This is a genomic window from Phaeovulum sp. W22_SRMD_FR3, from assembly GCF_052113705.1.
Taxonomy (GTDB): Bacteria; Pseudomonadota; Alphaproteobacteria; order Rhodobacterales; family Rhodobacteraceae; genus JBGQOG01.
On the sequence record NZ_JBGQOG010000003.1, the window covers coordinates 204,680 to 230,377 of the forward strand.

A 25,698-nucleotide genomic window follows, 5' to 3' on the forward strand; every position below is an offset into this window, starting at 1 on the left:
CCATGGCCCGGATCGCCCATTCCCTCCTGCGACGCCTGTTTGGCATCCTCATCGTGATGCTGATCGTCGCGACAGTGGTCTTCGTGATCGTGCGGATCACGCCGGGCGATCCGGCAGCCGTCATGCTCGGCTCGGATGCAACGCCTGCCGATGTGGCGGCGTTGCGCACCCGGCTGGGGCTGGATGCGCCGATGATCGTGCAATACGGCCATTTCATGCTCGGCCTGTTGCACGGCGATCTGGGCCAGTCGATCTTCCTCGATCAATCGGTCGGCACGGCGCTGCTCAGCCGGGCCGAGCCCTCCTTCTTTCTGACGCTGTTCTCGATCCTGATTGCCTGCGCCATCGCATTGCCCGTCGGGATTCTGTCGGCGGTCAAACGCGGCAGCCTCTTTGATCAGCTGGTGGTGACCTCGACCATGGTCGCCGCCTCGATCCCCAGCTTCTGGCTGGGGCTGATCCTGATCCAGGTTTTCGCGGTCAAGCTGGGCTGGTTTCCCGCCTCTGGCTATGGCGGGCCGGACACGCTGTTCCTCGACCGGCTGGGGCATCTCATCCTGCCCGCCGTTACGCTGGGGGTGGTGAATTCGGCGCTGATCACCCGCTTTACCCGGGCCGCGATGCTGGATGTGCTGAGCGATGACTACATCCGCACCGCCCGCGCCAAGGGGGCCAGCGCCCGCAAGGTGGTGCTGAAACACGCGCTGAAGAACGCGATGATCCCGATCATCACCGTGATCGGCCTGTCGATCGCCATGCTGATCGCCGGTGCCATCGTCACCGAAAGCGTCTTTGGCCTGCCTGGCATCGGCAACCTGGTCGTCTCGGCCGTGCTGCGGCGGGACTATCCGGTGATCCAGGGCACGCTCCTCGTGGTTGCCGCGATCTACATCCTCATCAACTTTATCGTCGACCTGCTCTATGTGCTTGTCGATCCGCGGGTACGCCTATGATTTCGCTTTTCCCTGCCCTGCGGCAGTTGCTGCGCAACCGGGCCGCCACGCTGGGCGCCATCGTGCTGACGCTCATCGTGCTCGCCGCCCTTTTCGCGCCGCTGATCGCCCCCTATGCGCCGACGAAACTGGTGATCATGGACCGGCTGAAGCCGCCCTCGGCCGCGCATCTCTTTGGCACCGACGCCTTCGGACGCGACGTCTTCTCGCGCGCGATCTATGCCGGGCGGGTGTCGCTGCTGGTCAGTCTGGGGGTCGTGGCTTTCTCGACCGTTCTGGGGATCATCCTCGGCGTTGCCGCGGGCTATTCCCGCCGCCTCGATGCGCCGATCTCGCGGCTCATTGATGCGATGATGTCCTTTCCCGACATCTTGCTGGCCATCGCGCTGGTCGCCGCCCTCGGCCCGTCGATGATCACCGTGATCATCGCCCTCGGCATCACCTATGCGCCGCGGCTGGCCCGCATGGTGCGCGGCTCGACGCTGGTGCTGCGCGAACTGCCCTATATCGAAGCCGCGATCACGCTGGGCCTGCCGACGCACAGGGTGATCGGACGCCACCTCCTGCTCAACCTCGCCTCGCCGATCCTCGTGCAGGCCACTTTCGTCTTTGCCGCCGCGATGCTGTCAGAGGCCAGCCTGTCCTTCCTCGGCGTCGGCATATCGACCGACACCCCCACCTGGGGCACCATGCTCGCCTCGGGCCGCGAATATATGAACAACGCGCCCTGGATGATGATCTTTCCCGGCCTTGCCATCGTGATCGCCGTGCTCTCGCTGCAACTGCTGGGCGATGCGTTGCGCGACATGGTCGACCCGCGCCTTTCAAAGGAAACCTGAGATGAGCCCAGACCTCTTGCCGCGCCCCGCAGAGCCGGGCAGCACAGATGCCACCCCGCCCGTCCTGTCCATCCGCGACCTGACCACCTCCTTCCGCACGGCGCAGGGCTGGGTCGACACCGTCCGCAACATCTCGTTTGACGTGCATGCCGGTGAAACCGTTGCCGTGGTCGGCGAAAGCGGCTCGGGAAAAAGCGTGACCGCGCTGTCCACCATGCGGCTTCTGCCGGACCGGATTGCGCGCAGCCGCGGCCAGATCCTGTTGGGGGGGCGCGACCTCCTGCGGTTGCCGGAGGCCGAGATGCGCCGTGTGCGCGGCGGTGAGATCGGGATGATCTTTCAAGAGCCGATGACCTCGCTCAACCCGGTGTTCACGGTCGGGAACCAGCTGGCCGAAGCCCTGGTGCTGCACCGCGACATGAGCTGGGCCGAGGCCGAGGCCGAAGCGTTGCGGCTGATGGAGCGCGTGCGCATTCCCTCGGCCAGGACCCGGCTGCACGAATATCCGAACAAATTCTCCGGCGGGATGCGGCAGCGGGTGATGATCGCCATGGCGCTGGCCTGCCAGCCCAAGCTCCTGATCGCGGATGAGCCGACCACCGCGCTCGACGTGACCATCCAGGCCGAGATCCTGCAGCTGATCCGCGAATTGCAACAAAGCGAGCGGATGGGGGTGTTGTTCATCACCCATGACATGGGCGTGGTGGCCGAGGTCGCCGACCGCACGGTGGTGATGTACCGCGGCGACATGATCGAGACCGGCCGGACCGACCAGATCTTTGCCGCCCCGGCCCAGCCCTACACCCGCGCGCTGCTGGCCTCGATCCCACGGCTGGGCTCCATGCGGGGAAGCGACGTACCGCGGCATTTCCCGCAGGTTGACCCCGAAACAGGTGCCGTGACCGAGGGCCGCGAGATGCTCCCGCCCGCAACAGCCTCCGCCAGGGCATCCGCAACGGACGCAGGCCCGGCCCCGAAGCCCGCCGCCATCATCGACCATCTAACGGTGCGTTTTGACCTGCCGCAGGGCCGGATCCATGCCGTCGAAGATGTCTCCTTCACCATCGCGCCGGGCGAAACACTGGCGCTCGTCGGGGAATCCGGTTGCGGTAAATCCACCATCGGGCGCACGATCATGGGGTTGGGCCGGGCCACATCCGGCACCGTCGAGATCGCGGGTCAGCGCCTCGCCGACACCCGCGGCGCCGATCTGCGCAGTCTGCGGCGGCGCATGCAGATGATTTTTCAGGACCCTTTCGCCAGTCTGAACCCTCGCATCCGGGTGGGCGACGCCATTCTCGAACCGATCCTCAGCCATGGGTTGATGCGCAAGGCCGAGGCGCGCACCCATGTCGCCGGACTGCTGGAGAAGGTGGGCCTGTCGCCGTCCATTGCCCAACGCTTTCCGCATGAATTCTCGGGTGGCCAGCGTCAGCGGATTTCCATCGCGCGGGCCCTGGCGCTGAACCCGAATTTCATCATCGCCGATGAGGCCGTCTCGGCGCTCGACGTGACGGTCAAGGCGCAGATCGCCAATCTGATGATGGACATTCAGGCCGAGCGGGGTCTGGCCTATCTGTTCATCAGCCATGACATGGCAGTGGTCGAACGGATCGCGCATCGGGTGGCGGTGATGTATTTCGGTCAGATCGTCGAAATTGGCAGCCGCAGCGACATTTTCTCCAACCCGCAGCATCCCTACACGCGCCGCCTGATCGACGCGGTGCCGCTGCCCGACCCCGCGCTCCGGGGCAGCCGCAAGCCCGCGGCCCCGGTAGAGGCCCGCTCGCCGATCCGGCCGTTCGACTATGTGCATGTGCCGCCGACCTACCGGGAAGTCTCCCCGGGTCATCTGGTGCAGGTTGCCGAACCTGCGGCGTGACGCGATGTGCTGAAAGACAGCGTCGCGCTGCCCCCGGGTGGCGCGGCCACGGGTTTCCGGCGGTGCGCCGACCCGGCACCCGCTTGCGCGGCGGCAAGACGATTCCCGACGCCGGATCCGTCACCACGTCAGACGGCGGTCAAAGGGCCCTGGCACCCCGGTGACCAGAAAGCCACGGGGGGTGCCATGGGGGTGCGATCATGCGTTGAGGGGCGTCTCGGCCAGCAGCCGGACCAGCCAGTCGACGAACACCCGGACCTTGTTGCTCAGATGCCGGTTCGGCGGGTAGACGATGTAGAGCGGGATCGGCTCAGACGTCCAGTCCGCCAGCACCTGAACAAGCTCGCCGCGCCGCACCTCTTGCGTCACCATGAAACGCGGCACGGTGGCGATGCCCAGCCCGGACAACGTCGCCGTCACAAAGCTGCGCGCATCGTTCAGCGCGACAACATAGGGGGCGTTGATTTCGATTGTCTCGCCGTCCCTCGTAAAATGGAGCGGCATGCTGCGGTAGCTGCGCGCGCTGAAGTAATTCACGCAATGATGCGGCGGGGCAAGCTCGGCCGGATGCCCCGGCGTCCCGAATTTCGCCAGATATTCCGGCGCGGCGCAGGTGATCATCGAGACCTCGGCAACCCGCCGCGCAATCAGCGACTGGTCACCCGGCGGGCCGCCGCGCAGTGCGCAATCGACGTTTTCCGCGAGGTAGTCGACCGTGCGATCTCCGACGCCAAGATCAATGCTGATGTCGGGATATTTCCGGTTGAAATCCGTCAGCGCCGGGATGACCAGCCAATCGGCAAAGGCCCCCGCCATCTCCACGCGCAGCCTGCCGCTGGGGCTTGCCTGCGAATTGGACAGGCTGCCGTCAAGCTCGTCGATCTCGGCAACGATCTGCAAGGCACGCTCATAATAGAGGGCACCGTCGGTGGTTACGATCACCCGCCGCGTCGTGCGGTTGAGAAGCTTGGTTTGCAGATGCGCCTCAAGATTCTGGATCAGATTGGTCACCGTGGCCTTGGGCGTCCCGAGCGCCTCCGAGGCCTTGGTGAAATTGCCCGTCTCAACCACCCGGATGAAAGCGCGCATGGCGGAAAGTTGGTCCAAGCATCATCTCCTGCTGTGAAACGCATCATTGTTCGAAATTACGAATAGTGTAGTCGAAAATACCATACTTATTCAATGCGGCGAATAACGGTATCTATTTGCCATGAACCGCCGCTTGTGGCGGAGAATCCCCATCGGCACCAAGGGAAGCGCGTGCAATGACCGTCGACGTGAAGGACATGCTGCTGGACAAACTGGCCATCGGGCCGGTCAGCGCCCGTGTCTATCAGGGGGCGGATTATGCCAAGGGGCCGCCCGTGCTGCTGTATTTTCACGGCGGCGCGTTTTTGCAATCCGGCCTGACCGAATGCCCGGTTGCCCGGGCGCTGGCCTCGACCGGTGCGATTGTGGTTGTGCCCGATTACAACGCGCCCCTCGGCGGGGTTTTCCCCAAGCCGCTGGAGGTGGGTTTCGAGCTGTTCTCCTATCTGGCCAAGAAGCGTGCCGGATTTGGCGACCGCAAATCCCTGCTGCTGATCGGCGGCGAGGAATCCGGCGGCAATATCGCGGCGGCAATCGCCTTCAAGGCACGGGATCATTTTGCCAATGAGCTGGATGGTCAGGTGCTGATGTCGCCGCTGGTGGATCCCTTCATGGGCTCGGCCTCGTTTCGCAACGCGGATGCCATCGGCATGCGCCAGCGTTGGGCCGAAGGCTGGAGCCATTATCTGAGCGGCGGCGTCTGTCATCCCTATGCCGCGCCCTGCACCTGCTCGCGCCTTTCAGGTGTCGCGCCTGCGCTGCTGCTGACCTCGCAGGACGACCCGTTGCTTGACGAGATCACCGGCTATGCCGACCGGCTGCGCAGCGCCGGGAATACGGTTCACCAGCATGTTCTGCCCGCCGGGACGGGCTGGCCCGCGATATACGGCGGGAAAACCGACGCAGCACCCGGCTGGCACGGGACCGCCTGCGCGCAATTCTCGGACTTTGTCCGCGACATCAGCACTGCATGAATTTTACGTTGACGACATGACCAGAGGCGGCCCCCCCCCAACGGCCGCAAGGAGATAGACAATGACACCGAAGCACAAACGCTGGGCCCTCGCGGGCGCCGGTCTGGGACTTGCTGTTTCCGTTTCCGCGGCAGCCCTGTTTCTCGACATGCCCCTGACCACGAGGGCTGTCGCCGCGACCACGCCGCAAGAGGCACCGGCCATCCCGGTGACCGTTGCGGTCATCGAAAGCCGCGACATTGACACCTGGCAGGAATTTTCCGGCCGCCTCGAGGCCGTTGACCGGGTGCAGATCCGCTCGCGCGTTGCCGGGGCGATCCAATCGGTTGATTTCCGCGAAGGCGCGCTGGTGAAGACGGGTGATCTGCTTTTCACCATTGACCCGGCCCCCTATGAGGCGGCGGTGGCCCAAAGCGCGGGTCTGGTGGCCTCTGCCAGGGCGAAGGTCAGTCTGGCCAGGCTGGAATGGGAGCGCGGGCAGCGGCTGTCCAAGGGTCTCGCGATTTCGCAAAGCGATCTGGACCAGCGCCAGAACGCCCAGACCGCGGCACAGGCCGAATTGCGCAGCGCCGAGGCCGCGCTGCAGGCTGCGGAACTTGAGTTGGGGTATACGCAGGTGCGCGCCCCCGTCACCGGCCGTGTGGGCAAGGTGGAGGTCACCGCAGGCAATCTGGTGGCAGCGGGATCCTCCTCTGCCGTGCTGACCACCCTCGTTTCCGTGGATCCGATCTATGCGAGCTTCAGCGTGGCGGAAGAGGTCGTCGCAAAGGCTCTGGCGAATTTGCCGGAGGCCTCCGGTGCCCTGCGGCCGATTGAACAGATCCCGGTCGAGATCGGGACCCTGGCCGATGAGGGCACGCCGATGCACGGCAGATTGCAGCTGATTGACAATGAGGTGGATGCGGCCAGCGGCACCATTGGCGTCCGGGCGGTCTTTGACAATCCCGGCGGCAAGCTGATCCCGGGCCAGTTCGTGCGGATCCGCATGGGCGAACCCAAGGCCGCGCCGCGCATTCTTGTCAGCGAAAAGGCCATCGGCACCGATCAGGACAAGAAATTCGTCTTTGTCGTCGATGCGGAGAACAAGGTGGCCTACCGCCCGGTGACACTGGGCCGCAGCGCCGGGGGCGCGCGGATCGTCGAAGACGGGCTGGCGGATGGCGACCGCGTGGTGGTCAGCGGTCTGCAGCGTATCCGCCCGGGTGCCGTTGTGGCGCCGCAGGCAGAAGAGACTGCGGCCATTCAATAGCCAAGTCCTTCCCCCAAGCGGCAAGGCGTGCGGGGGAAGCCCCTCGGCTGCGCCCGCAATCGGGTGTGACGCAGCGACCCTACACTTTGCCCGCTGGGCGGCAGGGGCCGGACAATCCGGTGCAGACCCTTCGCAAATCAAACCCTCATCGGCAGCGCGCGCGCAGCCGAGCAGAGCAACTCGTACAAATTTCATGCCGGAGAGGGCTTTGAAATGAACCTATCCCGATTTTTTGTCGACCGGCCGGTCTTTGCCGGTGTCCTATCGATCCTCATCGTGGTCGCGGGCCTGATCGGCATGCGATCCCTGCCGATCTCGGAATATCCCGAGGTCGTACCGCCTTCGATCGTGGTGCGGGCCGTCTATCCGGGCGCCAACCCCGTGGTGATCAGCGAAACCGTGGCCACACCGCTTGAAGAGCAGATCAACGGCGTTGAAAACATGCTCTACATGAACAGTCAGGCGACCTCGGACGGGGTGCTGACGCTGACGGTCACCTTCAAGCTGGGCACCGATCCCGACAAGGCGCAGCAGCTGGTGCAAAACCGCGTGTCGCAGGCGGAACCGCGTCTGCCCGCCGAAGTGCGCGCCCTCGGGGTGACCACGGTCAAAAGCTCGCCCGACTTTATCATGGTGGTCAATCTCGTGTCGGATTCCGACCGCTATGACATCACCTATCTGCGCAACTATGCGACGCTGAACATCAAGGACCGTCTGGCCCGCATCGAAGGCGTCGGGCAGGTGCAGGTGTTCGGTGCCGGGGATTATGCGATGCGCGTGTGGATTGATCCGCAAAAGGCCGCCGCGCATGGCCTGGCCGCCAGCGACATCAGCAACGCCATCCGCCAGCAAAACGTGCAGGCCGCCGCGGGCATCATCGGCGCCTCGCCCACTTCCGAGGGCGTCGATCTTCAGCTCAACGTCAATGCGCAGGGACGCCTGCACACACCCGAGGAATTCGGCGAGATCATCGTGAGAACCGGCGCAGCCGGCGAAATCACCCGCCTGAAGGATGTCGCCCGCGTCGAAATGGGGGCCGCGGATTACACGCTGCGTTCGCTTCTCGATGGGCAGCCTGCGGTGGCCATTGCGGTGCTGCAGGCGCCGGGATCGAACGCGATTGAGATCGCTGACACCGTCAACGCCACCATGAACGACCTGCAGCTTGCCATGCCGGAAGGCGTCAAGTTCGAGATCGTCTATGACACGACCAAATTCGTGCGCGCCTCGATCGAGAAAGTGGTTGATACCCTTCTTGAAGCGGTGGCGCTGGTGGTTCTGGTGGTGATCATCTTCCTGCAGACCTGGCGCGCCTCGATCATTCCGCTGATCGCGGTGCCGGTTTCCATCATCGGCACTTTCGCGGTGATGTATGCCTTTGGCTTCTCGATCAACGCCCTGACATTGTTCGGACTGGTGCTGGCCATCGGGATTGTGGTCGATGACGCCATCGTCGTGGTCGAGAATGTCGAGCGCAACATCGAAAACGGCCTCAATCCGCGTGAGGCGACCTATAAGGCGATGCGCGAAGTTTCCGGCCCGATCATCGCGATTGCCCTCGTGCTGGTTGCGGTCTTTGTGCCGCTGGCCTTCATTTCCGGGCTTTCCGGCCAATTTTACCGCCAGTTCGCGCTGACCATCGCCATCTCGACGGTGATCTCGGCCATCAACTCTCTGACCTTGTCGCCCGCACTGGCCGCGCTTCTGCTGAAGGGGCATCACGCGCCGAAAGACTGGCTGACGCGCAGCATGGACTTTGTCTTTGGCTGGTTCTTCCGTGGCTTCAACCGTCTCTTCGGCTCTGCCTCCACCGTCTATGGCAAAGGCGTGGGTGGCCTCGTGTCGCGCAAAAGCATGGTGATGGTGGTCTATCTGGCGCTGGCCGCGGGCACCTATTCCATGTTCAACCTGATCCCGGGCGGCTTTGTTCCCGCGCAGGACAAGCAATATCTGATCGGCTTTGCTCAGCTGCCGGATGGGGCCACCCTCGACCGCACCGAAGATGTCATCAAGCGGATGAGCGCGATCGCGCTGGACCAGCCGGGTGTCGAACATGCGATTGCCTTTCCGGGCCTGTCGATCAACGGTTTCACCATCGGCTCAAACTCCGGCATCGTCTTTGCCGTGCTCGATGATTTCGAAGACCGTCAGTCACCCGAACTGTCGGGCGGCGCGATTGCCATGCAGCTGAACCAGAAATTTGCCGGCATTCAGGATGCCTTCATCGCGATGTTCCCGCCGCCGCCGGTCAATGGTCTCGGCTCGACCGGGGGGTTCAAGCTGCAGATCGAAGACCGCGCGGGGCTCGGCTATCAGGCCCTGGATGAGGCGACCAAGGCGTTCTTGGGCCAGGCCTATCAGACGCCCGAGCTGGCGGGGCTGTTCTCCAGCTTCCAGATCAACGTGCCGCAGCTTTATGCCGATCTGGACCGCGCCAAGGCCCAGCAGCTGGGCGTCGCCGTAACCGATGTGTTCGAGACGCTACAGATCTATCTCGGCTCGCTCTATGTCAATGACTTCAATGCCTTCGGGCGAACCTACAGCGTGCGCGTTCAGGCGGATGCTGCCTTCCGCGCCAAACCCGAGGACATCGGACAGCTGAAGGTCCGCGCGCAATCCGGCGCCATGATCCCGCTGTCGGCCCTGCTGAAGGTCGACAGCGCCTCCGGGCCGGAACGCACCACCCGTTACAACGGCTTTCTTGCCGCGGATATCAACGGCGGGCCTGCGCCGGGCTTCTCATCCGGGCAGGCACAGGCCGCCATCGAGCGGATCGCTGCCGAAACCCTGCCGCAGGGGATCACCTTTGAATGGACCGATCTGACCTATCAGCAGATCCTTGCGGGGAATTCGAGCCTTGTGGTCTTCCCGCTGGCGCTGCTTCTGGTCTATCTGGTGCTGGCCGCGCAATACGAAAGCCTGACCCTGCCGATTGCGATCATCATGATCGTGCCGATGGGGGTGCTGGCCGCGTTGACCGGCATCTGGCTGACGGGGGGCGACAACAACATCTTCACCCAGATCGGGTTGATGGTGCTGGTGGGGCTATCGGCGAAGAATGCCATCCTGATCGTGGAATTCGCCCGCGAGCTGGAATTCGAGGGGCGAACGCCGGTTCAGGCCGCCATCGAGGCCAGCCGCCTGCGCCTGCGCCCGATCCTGATGACCTCCATGGCCTTTATCATGGGTGTCGTGCCGCTGGTCATTTCGACCGGTGCCGGTGCGGAAATGCGCACGGCAATGGGCGTTGCGGTTTTCTCCGGGATGATCGGGGTGACCTTCTTCGGGATCTTCATGACGCCGGTCTTTTATGTGCTCTTGCGCCGCCTCGCCGGTAACCGCCCGCTGGTCCAGCATGGCGATGCCCGTTTCGGCACGGATGATGCGCCCGAAAAAGGCCCGGTCCGGCTCGCCGCGGAATAAAGCGCGGCATGCAGCCGATGCGCGGAAAACGCCCCCCGCCCCTGCTGTCAGGGGCGGGGGTTTTCATGCCGGAGGCCGCCTGCGCGCCCGTCAGATGCGTGCGGCACGGACCTCTGCGCAATGCCTCACGTCTTCTGCGCCGATGCCTCAGGCGCGCCACCTGAATCGAGCGCCTCGACATATTCCTGACGCAGCACGGCCAAGGCCAGATCAACCCCCGCTTCACCGCCTGCGGCCAGAGCCCACAGCGGCAGACGGCCCAGCATCACCGCCTCGGCACCGCGCAGTTGATAGCGCAGCACATCCAGCCCGCGCCGGATGCCGCTGTCCGCCAGCACGGTGACTCCCGGTGGTGTGGCGGCCCGGATCTGGGAGAGCACCTCAATGGGCGCAGGTGCCGCGTCAAAGTTCCGCGCACCGTGAGAAGAGACAACAATCCCATCGGCGCCAACCTGTGCCGCGCGCTGCGCATCTTCAGCCGTCATCACCCCTTTCAGGATCAGGCGACCGGCCCACCGCTTGCGGACCCAGGCCACGTCTTGCCACCGCAAATCGCGGCGCAAGGCCACGCGCGGCGCGTCTGACCCACCGAGCAGTGACGGGCGCATTCCTTCGGGGTAGTTGCCCAGCCGGGGCATGCCACTGCGGATCAGATGGCGCAGCGCAACCCGCAGCAGCCATCCCGGATGCAGCGCAAAATCCGACAGGCTGCGCGGGCTGAGCCTGAAAGGCATGCCAAAGCCATTGCGGATGTTCCACTCTTTGCGCACGCCGTAGGGCGTGTCGATGGTCATCACCAACACCTTGGCGCCCGCACCCGCCGCGCGGTCCATCAGCCCGGCAGAAAGGTCGAGATCCTGCCAAAGATAGAGCTGCATCCAGATGTCGGCATCCGGCACCTGCCGGGCCAGATCCTCCACCGAGGTGACCGATTGCGTCGAGAGGCAGACCGGCAGCCCGTGCCGCGTGGCCGCGCGGGCCAGAGCAATCTCGCCATCCAGATGAATCAGCCCCGCCATCGCGGTTGGCGCGATGATGAACGGCGCGCCGCAGGATCTGCCAAAGAGCTGCGTCGCCGTCCCGCGCGCTTTCTCCGAGACAAAGGCACGCGGCGCGATCTTCACCGCATCAAGGCTTTGGCGCAGGGCAAGCAGGCTCGCCTCTTCGCCAACGCCGCGGTCCACATAATCGAACAGCCCCCGGGGAAGGCGGCGGCGCGCCCTGTCGCGGGCATCATTGAAGGAATGATACGCGCGCATCCCGGCGTCAGGCCGTCATCACCCAGATCACTTCGGCATCTTCATCGCCGATGGTTGTCCAGCAATGCTCGCCGCTGGCGTCATAATAGACGGAATCGCCCTCGCCCAGCTCCAGCGGCTCGTAGATCCGCGTGTGCAGCAGCATCCGCCCCCGAACGACCCAGAGGAAAATCTCGGCATCAGAGCGCGCCCAGACCGCATATTCCTCGGTCTTGCGCGCGGTCACCTTGGTGCGGATCGGCACCATCCGCTTTTGCGTCAGATCGTTGCACAGCAGATAGTTGACGCAAGACAGGGAGACATGCGACTTGCCCTCTCCGGCGCGGCTGACGGCACGGCGCCCGTGGTTGCCTGCCGCAGGACGGCTGATCGAAAGCAGCTCCGTCACCTCGATGCCGAACCCCACGGCGATCTTCTGAAGCGTCGAAATCGTCGGGGAAAGCTCTCCGCGCTCAATCTTGGACAGCGTCGATGCCGCGACGCCACTCAGCTTGGCGCATTCCTGCAGCGTCAGACCCCGCTCTTTCCGGAGGGTGACAATTCTCTCCGGAACCGCGACGTCACCGCTCTCGGCCATTGCGGAAGCGGTGTCGTTCTTCAGCACCAATGTTTCGCCATTGAGTATCATCCGCATTCCTTTTCTCATACTGACCCGGGGTCGCTTGCTGGCCCGGGCGATCGCCGGGCCTGCCGCGCGACCATATCATAAACGAAAAATCGTCCACCATACGCGACCGATTATCGGCTTGTGACCCGCACGGCCGCAGCATCAGACGCAGCCTATAAGCGAATATGGGGCAGAGACAACCAGAGATGCCCCCCAATATCGCATCATGTATCGTTTATGATATTTTTTTTCGTTTAGGGGATTTTTGTTGACTACGACGATTTGCCCCCACATTCTGCACCCAGAAGCCGACGATCGGCCTGAGCCCTTTGGCCAGAGCACGGCACGGGCGCGCGACCTGGTCGCGCGTTTGCGGTGTCATTTGCCCCAGAAAGGCCGGTTTCCGTTTCGGCTCGAGAAGGCAATGTAAGGAAGCAGCCCCCGATGACGACGCTCACCAAAGATGCATTGAACGGTTTGTTCACCGCGATCGTGACCCCCTTCAACGCAGATGGATCGGTCGATTATGACGGCGTGACATCGCTGGTGCGCCGCCAGATCAAGGCGGGCGCCAAGGGGATCGTGCCGATTGGCGGCACCGGTGAATACCCCGCCTTGTCACGGCAGGAACGGGCTGAAATCGTTGCGGTCTGCGTCGGGGCGGCGGGTGCGGCGCCTGTCATGCCGGGTGTCCTGTCCACCGGGTATCACGACGCCCTGGATGCGGGCCGTGACTTCAAGGACGCCGGGGCGGCGGGCCTGATGCTGGTGACACCTTTCTACTCCCCCGGCACCCAGGACGGCATGCGCCGCTATTTCGGCAATTACCGTGAAGCCATCGACCTGCCGCTGCTGGCCTATCAGATCCCCCGCCGTACCACGGTTGCACTCAGTGCCGATACCTATGGCGCGCTGGCCGAGGACGGCTCGATCATCGGCATGAAATACTCCGACTACGATATGTCCGAATTCATCGCGACCCTGCGCGCATGCGGCGACAAGCTGGCAATCCTGTCCGGGGAAGAGCCGTTGTTTGCGACCCATGTCGCCCTTGGCGCCACCGGGGGGGTCCTGGCTTCCGCCACCATCTACCCCGAGGAATGGATCGAGATCTTTCGCCTTGCCGCATCGGGCGATCTGAAAGGGGCCCTGAAGTATCAGGCCAAACTTGAACCGATGCTGAAAGCGATCTACTCAGAAACCAATCCGGGCCCGCTGAAGTATTTCATGGGCCTCGCCGGTGTCGATGTCGGCGGTGTGCGCCTGCCCCTGACCGACCCCAGACCCGAAACCATCCAACGTCTGAGCGAGGTCTATATGACCCTGAAGACAGCCACCCCTGAATGACATGTGAGCCGATGACGGATCTGACACAAACGCTCTTTGATATCCTCGGGCCCAAGGGCTGCCTGACGGCGGCCGGGGACATCGCCCCTTTCATCACTGAGTTTCGCCACCGCAAAACCGGCACGGCACTGGCCGTCGCTTTGCCCGGATCGGCGGCGGAAACCGCCGCGACGGTGCGGGCGGTCACGGATGCGGGCCTGCCCGTCTTTCCTCAGGGCGGCAACACGGGCCTGTGCTATGGCTCGGTGCCGTCGCGGGGTGTGGTGGTGGGCATGCGCCGCATGCGGCGGATCCGGCAGATCGACGTCGAATCCGGTTTGATGACCGTCGACGCCGGGATCACCCTGGCCGAAGTCCATGCGGCGGCCGAAACGGTCGGGATGCAATTCCCGCTGCATCTGGGCTCGGAAGGCACGGCGCAGATCGGCGGGCTGATCGCCACCAATGCGGGCGGCACCGGGGTGCTGCGCTATGGCGCGATGCGCGATCTCATCGCCGGGGTCGAGATGGTGCTCGCCGACGGGCGGATCCTCAGCGATCTCGACGGGCTCAAGAAAAACAACACCGGCTATAACCTCACGCAGCTTGTCGCGGGCTCTGAGGGGTCGCTCGGGCTGGTGACGGGGGCGGTGTTGCGCCTGTCGCCGCGCATGCAATCGCGCGCCCATGCCTGGCTTGCCTGCGACACCGCCGAAAAGGCCATCGACGTCGGCACCCGTGTCCGGCGGGCCTTTGGCAATCAGGTCGAGGCGCTCGAGCTGCTGGACCGGGCACAGGCCAGCTACGTCGTCCGCCATGTTCGGGGCACCCGCATGCCCCTGACGGCACTGCCCGCCTGGTCCCTCCTGATCGAGCTGGCATCCCCGCGCAGCGATGACGCCCTCACCGCGCAGCTCGAGAGCGTGCTGGCTGCCGCGATGGCGGATGATCTAATCCCGGATGCGGTGATTGCACAAAACGAAAATCAGGCCAAAGAAATCTGGCACTTCCGCCATTCCGTCACGGAAGCGAACAAGATCAATGGCGTGGGCATTGTGATGGACACCTGTGTGCGCACCTCGGCCATCCCCGCTTTCGTGCGGGACGCCGATGCGGTGGTGGCGGCGAAATTCCCGCAGGCCGAGCGCGCGATCACCGCGCATATGGCGGACGGCAACGTCCATCTGATCGTGATGTTTCCCCATGCGGTCTGGTCCGCCCTGCCCGACAAAGATGCCATGGAGCTGGAGGTCGAGCGCGCGATCCACGATGTGGCGGTGGCACATGGCGGGACATTCTCGGCCGAGCATGGCATCGGACGCAAGCTGACCTCCGAAATGGACCGCCTGATCGATCCGGTCAGGCTCGAGCTGATGCAGCGCATCAAGACCGCGTTCGACCCGCGCAACCTGATCAATCCGGGGGTTTTGCTGCCGGCGGCCCGCCCCTGACGCGGCGGAGCCGGAACTGAAAAAACCCAACGCCCACGGAAAACCCGCCTGCCCTGTCAGGGCCGGCGGGTTTTTGGGCACCTCAGGCAAAGGGCCACATTGCTCAGAAAATCTCCGGCGTCTCAGCGATCAGCCGCTGCAACCGGGCCTCCGTCTCCGGCAGGGCGGCGCGCAAAGGTGACCGCACCGGGCCAGCGTCATGACCGGCAATTTTCATCGCGGCCTTGAGCGCGGTGGGGTTGGGCTCGGAAAAGACCGCCTCGATCATCGGGTAGAGTGTCTTGTTGAGAGCGGCGGCGGCGGCCAGTTCGCCCGCCCGACCCTTGCGGAAACAGTCGACCCAGGCCTCCGGACAGAGATTTGCGGTCGCCAGAATGCAGCCCGGCGCGCCCAACAGCATATGCGCGGCCAAGAGACTGTCATCGCCCCCCATCACACTCAGCTTGCTGCCCGCCGCATTCATGACCTGGGTGAATTTCACCACATCGAGATTGGAATATTTGATCCCGATCGCAATGCCCTCCTCGGCCAGCGTCGCCACCGTTTCGGGCGCGTAGCTCACATTGGTGCGACCCGGAATTTCGTAAAGAACAATGGGCAGCCCAACCGCGGCATGGAACTGGCGGTAGTAGTCCAGAAGGCCCGCCTGCCCGCTGATCACATAAAAGGGCGTGACCAGCATGATCGCATCGACCCCGGCGGCGGCAAATTGCTTGCCGGTTTCCACCGCCTCGGCAAAGCCCGGCGACAGCACACCCGCAATGACCGGCCCGCGCCCCCGGGCGGCGTCAACGCAGGTCTCGATCACCGCCAGCCGCTCTGCCGGAGACAGGGCCGTGTATTCCCCCGTCCCCCCCAAAGGCACGATCCCGTCCATGCCCGCGTCGAACATCCGCGCCACGGCCGCCCGCATGCCCGCCGGATCATAGGCACCATCGGCGGTCATCGAGGTTGTCAGCGCGGGAAAGATCCCGTGCAGGTCTTGTGCAGTCAGTGTCATGCGTCTTCCTTGATCTATTTGAAGCCGAAGAGATGCGGCAGCGTGAGGGAGATTGCGGGGATGTAGGTCACCAGCATCAGCACAACCAAACAGGCCCCGAGGAACGGCAATGTCTGCCGGACGATGGCGCCCAATGGCTCGCCGCTGACCGCCGCTCCGAGATAGAGCGCCATCCCGTAAGGTGGTGTCAGCAGCCCGATCATCACATTCATCACCATGATCACGCCAAAATGGATCGGATCAACACCAAGCGCCGCCAGAATGGGCGTGAACAGCGGTGCAAAAAGCAAGAGCTGCACCGAGTCTCCGATCCACAAGCCGTTGATCAGAAAGAACAGATTGATCGCAAGCAACAGAGCCCAGACCGGTATGTCGAGTTTCTCGATCAAGGCGCCCAACTCGCTCGGCAGGCGTTCATTTGCCAGGATCCAGGAGATGACGGTCGCGAAAGCCACGATCAGAAAGATCGATGCCGAGGTGCGGACGGTGCGGTCGGCAATCTGCCAAAGCTGCTTCAGGCTGAGGTTTCGATAGGCCACAAAGCCGACCAGCAGCGCATAGAACACCGCCACGGCCGCGGCCTCGGTTGCCGTGAAGATGCCGGTGGTGATGCCGCCGATGATGATCACCGGCATCAGCAGCGCCCAGGTCGCCTCGAGCACGATGTGCAGCACCATGCGCGGATTCAGGTTCTTGATCGGGTTGGCGGGGAAATTGTCCCGTCGCGCCACGTAAAACACCACGAGCATCATCGAGATGCCCATCAGGATGCCGGGGATGGCCCCGGCGAGGAACAGACCCGCCACCGATGTCTGCGTGAGGCTGGAAAAAATGATGAAGGGGATGCTCGGCGGAATGATCGGCCCCTGCACGGCGGAACTGATGGTCAGCGCGGTCGAGAAATCGGCGCGATAGCCGTCTTTCTTCATCATTTCGATCTCGACCGGCCCCAGCGCGGAAATATCCGCCAGCGCCGAGCCCGAGACGCCGCCGAACAGCATCGAGGCCACGACGTTGACATAGGCAAGACCCCCGCGATACCGCCCGACCAGCAGCCGCGAAAAGCCCAGAAGGCGGTCCGTCATGCCGATCGACCCCATGATCTCGCCCGCCATGATGAACAGCGGGATCGAGAGCCAGATGAAATTGTCCATCCCGGTGAAGATCTTGTGCGCGTAGACCGGCAGCATCGAGAGCATGCCCGGCTCGACAAAGAAATAGGCCAGCCCGGCAAAACCGATGGCAAAGATAACCGGACTGCCCAGCAGCAGCAGACCGACCAGAAGGCCGATGATAACGAGTAGGGAGCAATCCATGGCTACCTCAGATTTCCGCGCGCAGGATGGAGGGGCTCTGATCTTCGGGCACGCCCCGGATCACATCGCGCAGGGTCAGCACGACCATCTGGAACAGCATCAGCACCGCCCCGACCGGGATCGCAAGATAGGGCCAGAACCACGATATCTGGGTGGCCGTGGTGGTGCGGTTCATCGAATAGATCGCCTGATCGAGGCCGTAGTAGAACAGCACCGCCAGCATGATCAGCAGCATCACCCGAAACAGGAGATTGCGGTAAACGATCAGCCGCTTGCTCCAGACCTTGTCGAAGAAATCGACGCAGACGAGCTGTTCGTCCTTCACGAGGATGGACCCGCCAAGCATCACCGCCCAGATCATCAGATAGCGCGACGCCTCCTCTGGCCATGGCAGGGACGCGTTGAAAACATACCGCAAGATCACTTGGCCGAACAGGATAACGGCCACGGCGATCACCACGATCCGCGCCGCGAAACTGGCGGCCACGCCCAGAATATCTGCGACTTTTTCGAGAAAAATCAGCATATTGAGAACCCTTGCTGCAAGTGAGGCCGACGCTTGGTCACAAGCACCGGCCCCGGTTGGCGTGGACGATCAGTTGCTCGCGTCCGTGATCGCCGCTTCCAGCTTGTCGAACCATTGGGCATCGACCTTCTCTTCCAGCACCGCGCGGACCGGGTCCCGGGTCACATCAACGAATTGCTGGAACTCTTCCGGCGTCGGCTTGTAAATTTCGACACCGGCATCGGCGATCTTTTTCAGATCCTGAGTTTCCTTGGCCGTCACCACGCCCATCATCGCAAAACTTGCTGCCCGGCTGGCTTCATCAAAGACCTTGCGGTCCTCTTCGGCGAGGCCCTGATAAAAGTCTTCGTTGATCAGGATGAGCGGCATGTTCACCAGATGGCCGTCCAGCGTGTAGTATTTCTGCACTTCTTCCAGATGGCCGAGCAGGATCACATAGGGCGCATTTTCCTGACCATCGACCACCCCCGTCTGCAATGCGTTGTACAACTCGCCCCAGGCGATGGGTGTCCCCGACGCGCCGAGCGCCTCGATCATCTTGATGTGGATCGGAACCGGCTGCACGCGGATCTTCAGACCGGCCATATCCGCCGGAGATTTGATCGGACGCTGGGAGTTTGAAAAGTTGCGGAATGCCGACGGCAACCAGGAGATGATGCGCACCCCCGACGCTTCTGCCACGCTGTCCGCCAGTTCCTTGCCGAAGGGCCCCCACATCACCTCGCGGGCGGTCTCGAGCGACGCGAAAGTATAGGGCATCTCGACGATCTGGATCGACGGATAATAGCTCGACAGTTGGCCTGCGTTCTGACCGCTGGTCATCTGAATGATCCCGCGCGAGGTCTGCTCGGTCAGAGATTCAAGATCCCCCAATTGCGAGTTCGGGAAAGTCTGCAGCTCGTAGCGGCCGTTCGTGCCCGCTTTCAGAACCTGATTGAAGACTTCGGTATAGGTATAATACGGGCAGCCCATCAGGTCGCCTTCGCAGTCAACCGTCGCGAATTTCACGATGGTCTGCGCCTGCATGGCCGTGGGCGCCGCAGAAAGCGCACCGAATGCGACAACCGCTGCAGCGGCATACCGGCTGAACATTTTGAGGGTCGGTTGCATGGTCTGACTCACCTGTTCCTGTTAGAGGGATAATTTTCATTGCGCTTTGTGGTACCGTCCGGGCTTGGAGCGCAGTCATCTTGCCGGCCGGAACACCGCGAATTTTCTTGAAATCGTCGATAGAGTCAGGTTTGCAAATAAATCCCCAATAAGCAATCTTTTTTATTTTAATGGATTTATGCGCAGAATACGGTTCTTTGCGCATGGGATGCCGGAGGGATCACGCGCGGCAAATATCGCTCAATTTATTGATATTTATATGTTTTCAAGAATGGCCTTGAGGACTGCCTGTCATGGGCCAATCCGCATGCGGAGGACGCCGAGCAGACGAACGCGCGGCGGCCCTGGCCACTTGGCCCCGCAGGCCCTCCAGAGGTGCGGGGGCAGAGCTTGGGTTCAGGAAATCTTTGCCTCGGCGGCCGCGCGCCGCGCGCGGCGCGGCTGGCGCTGGCACCGCCGCCTGTGGGAACCGTCGCATACCCAGCCCCGCGCGTACATCAGCGCTGCTGAATCGGCGGCGCGGCCAGGCGGCCATCAGTCAGACGGCCATCGGTCAGAAGGGTATCGGTCAGCTCTGCTTCAGATCCGCAAAAATCTGCATCGCGATTTCGGCAGCGCTGGCCACATGTTCCGTTGCCACCCGATAGGCGCGCAGGCCGTCGCGGGCGCGGATCGCATCGATGATGGCCGCCATCTGGGCGGGCCCTTCGACTTCGCGGTTGTCCGTCCGGATCGTCATCGACCGGAGGTGATTGATCCGCACCGTCAGCATATTGACGATATCCCAGGCCACATGACGGTTCACCTTCGTGAACAGAACCCGGTAAAATTCAGAAGTGCTGGCCAGAACCTGCCCATGGTCGTTCCCGGTATAGCCCTCGCGGATCCCCGCCAGCGCCGCCTCGAGCGCGGGCACGATCGTCGGGTCATCACTTTCCGCGCAAAGCCGCGCCGCCATGGCCTCGAGCGCACCGCGCACCTCGTAAATCTGCTGTGCGACATCGCTGTCCAGCGGCGCAACGATGGGCCCTTTCCCCAGCTGAACGGAAACCAGACCCTCGGATTCAAGATGACGCAGCACCTCGCGCACGATGGTGCGGCTGACGCCGAGCTGTTCACAAAGCTCACGCTCGACCAGCCGATCTCCCGGCTTGAAAAGGCCGTCCAGAATGGCTTTGCGAAGATTGCCAAGCGCAAGTTCCCGCAGCGTTTTGTTTGGCCGCTCAACCTTCATCCCCGACAGCCCCGTATCGTCATCCATGCTTTGCCCCTCTTCACGCACCAACACGCTGCCATCCTAATACCGTATGCCAAGTACAGCGCGATCACGGCCGCTGGCAACCCGTTTCTGACGCGGCCCAAAACCACACTCGCGCCCGCTGCAAATGCGCGCAAGGGGGGCAAATGCATCAGCCGGGAACAAACCGGACACCGCCGCGAGGGCTTACCGGCAAAGCGGCCCGGGCCCGCCGGACAAAGGCCCTGACCGGCGGGCAGCCCGGCGGTCACCCCACCCCGCCCGGCGCACCGAACGGGCGGAGAGCTGCCCCGGCTGCTCTGCGGCAGCGACGCCCGTCGACCTGGCGCCAAAGCGCCCGCTGCGCCGGTTGCGTCGCGCTCCGTTGCCGCACCGCCGGATGCCGCCAGCCCGCGCCCCAGTCAACACCCCAGTCAGCACTCAGGTCAGCACCCGTCTCAGCACATCGGGTCCAACGCGCCGTCAAAGGCCAGCTTGTAGAGACGCGCCATGTCTGCCGCCGTCGGCACACGCGGGTTGTTCCCCGGTGTTCCGGATGCCAGCCCTTGCCGGGTCATTTCGGGAATGCGTTCCATGTAGCGCTCAGCGTCGATCCCGAAGCTCTTCGGGGTCGGGACGTCCAGACGTTGGTTCATCTCCTGAAACGCTCCGACGAGACGGGCTGCCGCCGTCGCCTCCGAAGCCGTTGCCGGTACGACACCCAAAGCACGCGCGGCCATGGCATATTTCGCGGGCGCCGCGCGCAGCGAGAACTGCGTGACAAGGGGCAGGACCATCGCATTCGACATGCCATGAGGAACATGAAAAAATGCCCCGATGGGCCTGCTGAGCCCGTGGATCAGCGCGGTGGATGTGTTCGACACCGCCATGCCAGCATGGGTGGCACCCAGCATCATCGCCTCGCGCGCAGGGGCATTGTGCGGATCGCGGGCTGCGGTTTCCAGATGTGCCCCGATCAGGCCAAGTGCCGACAATGCAAGCGCATCCGAGTGCGGATTGGCGTTTCGGTTGACCAGCGCCTCCAGCGCATGGGTCAGCGCATCAATGCCGGTATCCACCGTGACCCGGAACGGACAGCTAAAGGTCAGCTCGTAATCGACGATCGCCGCCATTGGCAAAGCGGCCGCACCGAGGATCAGGATTTTCTCCTGCGCCCCGGTATCGGTGATCACCGCGGCGCGTGTCACCTCTGATCCGGTTCCCGCGGTTGTCGGGATCGCGACAAGGGGCATGGTTTCAATATCGACAATCCGCGGCACTTTCAGCGCGCTCAACGCCTCGCCCGTTGCCAGAACGAGGCCCGCGGCCTTAGCCGTGTCAATCGCGCTGCCGCCGCCCAGCGCGACCAGCCCGTCATGATCCCCGGCGGTGGCCTGCGCCACCAGCGCTGCCACCGACAGATCCGTCGGATCCTCGACCACCTCGGCAAACAGACCCATCGGCAGACCGGCGGCGGACATGGCGTCCAGAAGCGCCGCCGCATGCCCGACCCGCACCATGGTCTGATCCGTCACCAACAGGGGGCGCCGGACCCCGCGCGCGCGCAACAAGCCTGCCAGCTCATGGCGCGCGCCGCCGCCAATCAGCAGATCCCGGGGTGTCAGAATATGGTTTATCATCCTATTGCCTTTGCTCGGCCCCGGTGCCTCAGTGCACCAGGATTTTCGACAGGAACGATTTGGCCCGGTCCGTTTGCGGATGATCGAAAAAGGTACCGCGCTCGCCGATTTCCACGATCTCGCCCTCATCCATGAACACGATCCTGTCCGCGACCTTGCGCGCGAAGCCCATTTCATGCGTCACCACCATCATGGTCATGCCCTCCTGCGCCAGTGCTACCATGACATCGAGCACCTCATTGATCATTTCGGGATCCAGCGCCGAGGTCGGCTCGTCAAACAGCATCGCCACAGGATCCATGGCCAAAGCGCGGGCGATCGCCACGCGTTGCTGTTGCCCCCCCGACAGCTGGCCGGGATATTTGCCCGCATGCGCCGCGAGACCGACCCGGTCGAGCAGTTCCTTGGCCTTGGCGATGGCTTCCTCCGCATTGCGCCCCAGAACGGTGCGCTGACCAATGCAGAGGTTTTCGAGAATGGTCATATGCGGAAACAGCTCAAAGCTCTGAAAGACCATGCCGACGCGTGCGCGCAATTTGGGCAGGTTCGTGCGGGCATCCGTCACCTCGACACCGGTGACGGTGATGGTGCCCTTCTGGATCGGCTCCAGCGCATTCACGCATTTGACGAGTGTCGATTTTCCCGAGCCGGACGGCCCGCAGATCACCACGACTTCGCCTTTGGTGACCGCGAGGTTGCAGTTCTTGAGCACCTGAAACGTCTGGCCGTACCATTTGTTGACATCGCGCAGTTCGATGACGGTTTCGCTCTCTGCCATGATTGCTCCCTCAGTGTTTATCGACCGGCATCGGGCCATAGGCCTTGCCGAAGCGGCGCTCAATCCGGCGCTGGATCAGGTCCCAAACCGTGGTCATCGCGAGATAGTAGAGCGCCGCGACAACGAAGAGTTCGAGGACGAGAAATCTTTCCTGAATAAGCACCTGCGTCCGGCGCAGCAGCTCTTCCATCGAGATGATGGAGGCGATGGACGTGGTCTTGAGCACGCTGTTCACCGAATTGCCCAGCGGCGGGATCACGATGCGCAGCGCCTGCGGCGCGATGACATAGCGCATCACCTGCGGCTCGGTCATCCCGATGGCGCGGGCGGCATTGATCTGCCCGGCCGGCACTGCGGAAATGCCTGCCCGCAGGATTTCGGAAAGATAGGCACCTTCGCACATCGCAAGGCCGATCAACACCGACTGCAGAACGGTAAATTTGATGCCGATCTGCGGCAGGCCGGTGTAGATGATGATCAGCTGCACCAGCAGCGGCGTGCCACGGAAAACCCAGATGTAGAAGACGGCGGGCCCTGACAGGAACCGGTGTTTCGACATCCGCATCAGCGCAAGAACGAAGCCGATCACCAGACCGGCGGTCATTGCAAAAACAGTCAGCCCCAGGGTCACCATCGCGCCCTCGAACAGGTAATAATTCGTCAGGTAGTCAAAGAATCCGTCCCAGTTCCAACCTTTCACCCCATGCTCCCTTCTGCAGAATGGTGGTGTGCCCGCCCGCATGGGACGGGCACCTGACCCATCGGGTTATTCGGCAAGCGGCAAATAGCTCAGATCGCCCGGCGCCTCGATCACGCCATAAGCCGCCATCATTTTGTCAAACGTGCCGTCGGCTTTCATTTCCTTCAGGGCGACGGAGACACCCTCGGCCACTTCCGGCGAAATGAAGGAAAGCGAACCCGGGGTTGCGTACAATCCGGACAGCGCCTGTGTGAATTCGCCCCGGTCCTGATATTGTTTGGCCACAGGATCGATTGACACGGCCGCTTCGACCTGCCCGGCGCGCAAAGCCTGATACACGGTCGCATAATTGTCGAAGAGATTGAGCTTCATGGGCTCAAGGCCGCGCTTTGCGAAATCCTCGTTCAGTTCCTTCATCTTCTTTTCGGCATAGCCGCCGATGTCCGTGCTCAGGGTCTTTCCGGCAAGGTCATCAACCGATTTCACCTCTGTGTCCCCGGCCACCGTCGAGATGCTGATCGCGAGGCTTTCATAGGGAAGCATCAGCAGAATTTTGCGGCGGGCCTCTGTCACGAAAAGCCCCGCATTGACCATGTCCCAGCGACTGCCCTGAAGGCCCGGGATCATCGTCGCATATTCGGTGCTGATGTACTGGGGCGTGAGGCACAGGCGCTTGGCGATCTCGATTCCCAGCTCGACGCGCAGGCCCTTCAGCGTCCCGTCCATATCCGCATAGGCCATCGGCGGCAGCGTGGGGCTGGTGGCCATGGTCAGCGTGCCCGGCTCAACCAGAAACTCATCTGCGATGCGGGGCGTGCACTCCTGGGCCCCGGCGGCGGTGGTTGTCAGCGCCATGGCTGCAGCGCAGAGCATGGCACGAAGTGTAAGCCCCGAAGAGCGAGAGGTGGAGCGAAATGGCATCATGGTTCGTTTCCCTGTCGGTCTTGATGAATTTATATATTATGGCATACCATGATATGGCGTTTATTTAAGGTCAAGCTTCCCGGCGCGATCCGTTGCGCTTTTCCGAAATCCGCCGGATCCCGTCACAAATTTGGGCATTTGAGCCGCGCTCCCTGCCGCAGTGGCGCGAAAAGGCGGCAGCATGCCCGGGCGCATTCGTGAGGCAGAGCCTCTCCGCGCCCCGCGCGGCCGCGACTCGTGGAAGGTATCGGGCGTGCAGAAACTCTGGGGAGGGGAATCGCCATATCTCTGCGCGCATGTGATTGCCTATCGCCAGCTTCCGCCCCGGGGATAGGCCCGGCAGCCGGCCCGGCGCGGCCTGCGCGAGCTGCGTCTGGCCCTCCCCCTCCCACAGGGGCGCGCATCATTCGGCGGGCCGGAGCGAGGCGGGCGGTGAGCCTTCGCCCCGCCAATTGCGACGGATACCGGCTACGACAGATGGGGGTGGTGACAGACGCGGAGGGAGAGAGATCCGGGTGACAAAGGGGCGAAGCATGATCAATGCTTCAGCCGGTTCCTTCAGGCGGCGGTTTCAGGTGGCGGCTTCAGGCGGCGCGGGGCGCCAGCAGGATGATCCCGCCACCGATGAGACAGACAACCGCGCCCGTCACGTCCCAAACATCGGGCCGCCGCCCTTCCACCACCCACAGCCACACCAACGACGCCATGATATACACCCCGCCGTAGGCGGCATAGGCGCGTCCGGCAGCCTCTGATGGTGACCATGACAGCAACCAGGCAAAGGCTGCGAGAGACAGAAGCCCGGGAAGCAGCCAAAAGGCCGATGCCCCCTGCCGCATCCACGCCCATACGGCGAAACATCCCGCTATCTCTGCCAAAGCGGCGATGGCATAGAGGGCCAGAGCCGGGACCGCCGTCACTCTGCACCCCCCTCGCCCGTCAGGCCCCGATGGTCATGCGCGCACAGGCCGTGATCGCTCAGCACCTCGATGACACGGCAATCCGCAATCGTCCCTTGGGCGCATTGCGTGATCATTCTTTCCAGTTCGGCCTGCAGCGCGGTCAGCCTCGCGATACGTTCCTTGACGGCAAGCAACTGTTTGCTCGCGATGACATCGGCCGCCGCGCAGGGCTGATTGGGCGTATCGGAAAGACTGAGAAGATCGCGGATCGCCTCCAGCGGAAAACCGAGGTCGCGCGCATGACGGATGAACGCCAGCCTCTCACGCGCCTTGGCGCCGTAGAGACGCTGGTTCCCGGCACTGCGGTCCGGCTCGGGCAGCAGTCCGATTTGCTCGTAATAGCGGATGGTTGGCACCTTCACACCCGCCGCTTCGCCCAACTTTCCGATCGTCAGCATGAAAAACCTCTTGAAGCTATAGTTACTAGAGACATTAGGTTGCAAACGCATTGGA

22 protein-coding genes are annotated in these 25,698 nt (G+C 63.2%); 8 read left to right on the forward strand and 14 right to left on the reverse strand.

Features of this window, described 5'->3' with window-relative positions; genetic code table 11:
- Window positions 1-2: 2 nt before the first annotated feature.
- The 3 genes from ACEN2S_RS05410 to ACEN2S_RS05420 are packed head-to-tail and all read left to right on the forward strand — an operon-like array spanning window position 3 to window position 3,674.
- A complete protein-coding gene (locus ACEN2S_RS05410) occupies window positions 3-953 on the forward strand; it encodes an ABC transporter permease (RefSeq protein ID WP_441863393.1) in 951 nt (316 codons plus the stop codon).
- Window positions 950-1,792 carry an ABC transporter permease gene (locus tag ACEN2S_RS05415; RefSeq protein WP_441863395.1) on the forward strand — a complete coding sequence of 281 codons (843 nt, stop codon included), beginning with the start codon at window positions 950-952 and terminating at the stop codon, window positions 1,790-1,792. The genes ACEN2S_RS05410 and ACEN2S_RS05415 overlap by 4 nt, the downstream gene beginning before the upstream one ends.
- 1 nt (window position 1,793) lies before the next feature.
- Window positions 1,794-3,674 (forward strand): ABC transporter ATP-binding protein, encoded by a 1,881-nt coding sequence (locus tag ACEN2S_RS05420; protein ID WP_441863397.1) that lies wholly within the window; start codon window positions 1,794-1,796, stop codon window positions 3,672-3,674.
- Window positions 3,675-3,872: 198 nt separating this feature from the next.
- On the opposite strand, the gene ACEN2S_RS05425 is transcribed toward ACEN2S_RS05420, so the two are convergent.
- Window positions 3,873-4,781, reverse strand: coding sequence for a LysR family transcriptional regulator (locus ACEN2S_RS05425; RefSeq protein ID WP_441863400.1), 909 nt, complete (start codon window positions 4,779-4,781; stop codon window positions 3,873-3,875).
- A gap of 158 nt (window positions 4,782-4,939) precedes the next feature.
- Between ACEN2S_RS05425 and ACEN2S_RS05430 the strand changes: the two genes are divergently transcribed.
- The 3 genes from ACEN2S_RS05430 to ACEN2S_RS05440 all read left to right on the forward strand — a co-directional run bounded on the left by ACEN2S_RS05430 (window position 4,940) and on the right by ACEN2S_RS05440 (window position 10,409).
- Window positions 4,940-5,737, forward strand: a complete 798-nt coding sequence (locus tag ACEN2S_RS05430; protein ID WP_441863402.1) for an alpha/beta hydrolase fold domain-containing protein — start codon at window positions 4,940-4,942, stop codon at window positions 5,735-5,737.
- A 61-nt stretch (window positions 5,738-5,798) separates the two neighbouring features.
- The gene (locus ACEN2S_RS05435) at window positions 5,799-6,986 is read left to right on the forward strand and encodes an efflux RND transporter periplasmic adaptor subunit (RefSeq protein WP_441863405.1); all 1,188 of its coding nucleotides are present in this window, start codon (window positions 5,799-5,801) and stop codon (window positions 6,984-6,986) included.
- A 213-nt stretch (window positions 6,987-7,199) separates the two neighbouring features.
- Window positions 7,200-10,409 carry an efflux RND transporter permease subunit gene (locus ACEN2S_RS05440; RefSeq protein ID WP_441863407.1) on the forward strand — a complete coding sequence of 1,070 codons (3,210 nt, stop codon included), beginning with the start codon at window positions 7,200-7,202 and terminating at the stop codon, window positions 10,407-10,409.
- 125 nt (window positions 10,410-10,534) lie between these two features.
- Here ACEN2S_RS05440 and ACEN2S_RS05445 read toward each other — a convergent pair whose 3' ends face one another.
- Together ACEN2S_RS05445 and ACEN2S_RS05450 are read right to left on the reverse strand one after the other, a co-directional pair.
- A complete protein-coding gene (locus ACEN2S_RS05445) occupies window positions 10,535-11,668 on the reverse strand; it encodes an alpha-hydroxy acid oxidase (RefSeq protein WP_441863409.1) in 1,134 nt (377 codons plus the stop codon).
- Window positions 11,669-11,675: 7 nt separating this feature from the next.
- On the reverse strand, window positions 11,676-12,302 hold the full coding sequence (locus tag ACEN2S_RS05450; RefSeq protein ID WP_441863411.1) for a helix-turn-helix domain-containing protein: 627 nt from the start codon (window positions 12,300-12,302) through the stop codon (window positions 11,676-11,678).
- Window positions 12,303-12,719: 417 nt separating this feature from the next.
- Between ACEN2S_RS05450 and dapA (ACEN2S_RS05455) the strand changes: the two genes are divergently transcribed.
- Window positions 12,720-13,622, forward strand: a complete 903-nt coding sequence (gene dapA / locus ACEN2S_RS05455) for a 4-hydroxy-tetrahydrodipicolinate synthase (protein WP_441863413.1) — start codon at window positions 12,720-12,722, stop codon at window positions 13,620-13,622.
- A gap of 11 nt (window positions 13,623-13,633) precedes the next feature.
- Window positions 13,634-15,052: an FAD-binding oxidoreductase gene (locus ACEN2S_RS05460; RefSeq protein ID WP_441863416.1), complete on the forward strand. Its 1,419-nt coding sequence runs from the start codon at window positions 13,634-13,636 to the stop codon at window positions 15,050-15,052.
- Window positions 15,053-15,155: 103 nt separating this feature from the next.
- Here ACEN2S_RS05460 and dapA (ACEN2S_RS05465) read toward each other — a convergent pair whose 3' ends face one another.
- From dapA (ACEN2S_RS05465) to ACEN2S_RS05515, 11 genes are all read right to left on the reverse strand, one after another.
- Entirely contained in the window at window positions 15,156-16,052 is an 897-nt protein-coding gene (gene dapA, locus ACEN2S_RS05465) for a 4-hydroxy-tetrahydrodipicolinate synthase (protein WP_441863418.1), read from the reverse strand.
- A 14-nt stretch (window positions 16,053-16,066) separates the two neighbouring features.
- On the reverse strand, window positions 16,067-17,368 hold the full coding sequence (locus tag ACEN2S_RS05470; RefSeq protein WP_441863421.1) for a TRAP transporter large permease: 1,302 nt from the start codon (window positions 17,366-17,368) through the stop codon (window positions 16,067-16,069).
- A 7-nt stretch (window positions 17,369-17,375) separates the two neighbouring features.
- Window positions 17,376-17,894: a TRAP transporter small permease gene (locus ACEN2S_RS05475; protein WP_441863423.1), complete on the reverse strand. Its 519-nt coding sequence runs from the start codon at window positions 17,892-17,894 to the stop codon at window positions 17,376-17,378.
- Window positions 17,895-17,963: 69 nt separating this feature from the next.
- A complete protein-coding gene (locus ACEN2S_RS05480; RefSeq protein ID WP_441863425.1) occupies window positions 17,964-19,004 on the reverse strand; it encodes a TRAP transporter substrate-binding protein in 1,041 nt (346 codons plus the stop codon).
- Between the two features lie 568 nt (window positions 19,005-19,572).
- On the reverse strand, window positions 19,573-20,265 hold the full coding sequence (locus ACEN2S_RS05485) for a GntR family transcriptional regulator (RefSeq protein ID WP_441863427.1): 693 nt from the start codon (window positions 20,263-20,265) through the stop codon (window positions 19,573-19,575).
- 434 nt (window positions 20,266-20,699) lie between these two features.
- Window positions 20,700-21,881, reverse strand: a complete 1,182-nt coding sequence (locus ACEN2S_RS05490; RefSeq protein WP_441863429.1) for an iron-containing alcohol dehydrogenase — start codon at window positions 21,879-21,881, stop codon at window positions 20,700-20,702.
- 28 nt (window positions 21,882-21,909) lie between these two features.
- Window positions 21,910-22,659, reverse strand: coding sequence for an amino acid ABC transporter ATP-binding protein (locus ACEN2S_RS05495; RefSeq protein WP_441863431.1), 750 nt, complete (start codon window positions 22,657-22,659; stop codon window positions 21,910-21,912).
- Window positions 22,660-22,669: 10 nt separating this feature from the next.
- Entirely contained in the window at window positions 22,670-23,359 is a 690-nt protein-coding gene (locus ACEN2S_RS05500) for an amino acid ABC transporter permease (RefSeq protein ID WP_441863433.1), read from the reverse strand.
- Between the two features lie 66 nt (window positions 23,360-23,425).
- Window positions 23,426-24,214, reverse strand: a complete 789-nt coding sequence (locus ACEN2S_RS05505) for a transporter substrate-binding domain-containing protein (RefSeq protein ID WP_441863435.1) — start codon at window positions 24,212-24,214, stop codon at window positions 23,426-23,428.
- Between the two features lie 653 nt (window positions 24,215-24,867).
- Window positions 24,868-25,203: a YnfA family protein gene (locus tag ACEN2S_RS05510; RefSeq protein WP_441863438.1), complete on the reverse strand. Its 336-nt coding sequence runs from the start codon at window positions 25,201-25,203 to the stop codon at window positions 24,868-24,870.
- Window positions 25,200-25,643, reverse strand: a complete 444-nt coding sequence (locus ACEN2S_RS05515; protein ID WP_441863441.1) for a MerR family transcriptional regulator — start codon at window positions 25,641-25,643, stop codon at window positions 25,200-25,202. The genes ACEN2S_RS05510 and ACEN2S_RS05515 overlap by 4 nt, the downstream gene beginning before the upstream one ends.
- Window positions 25,644-25,698: the final 55 nt, after the last annotated feature.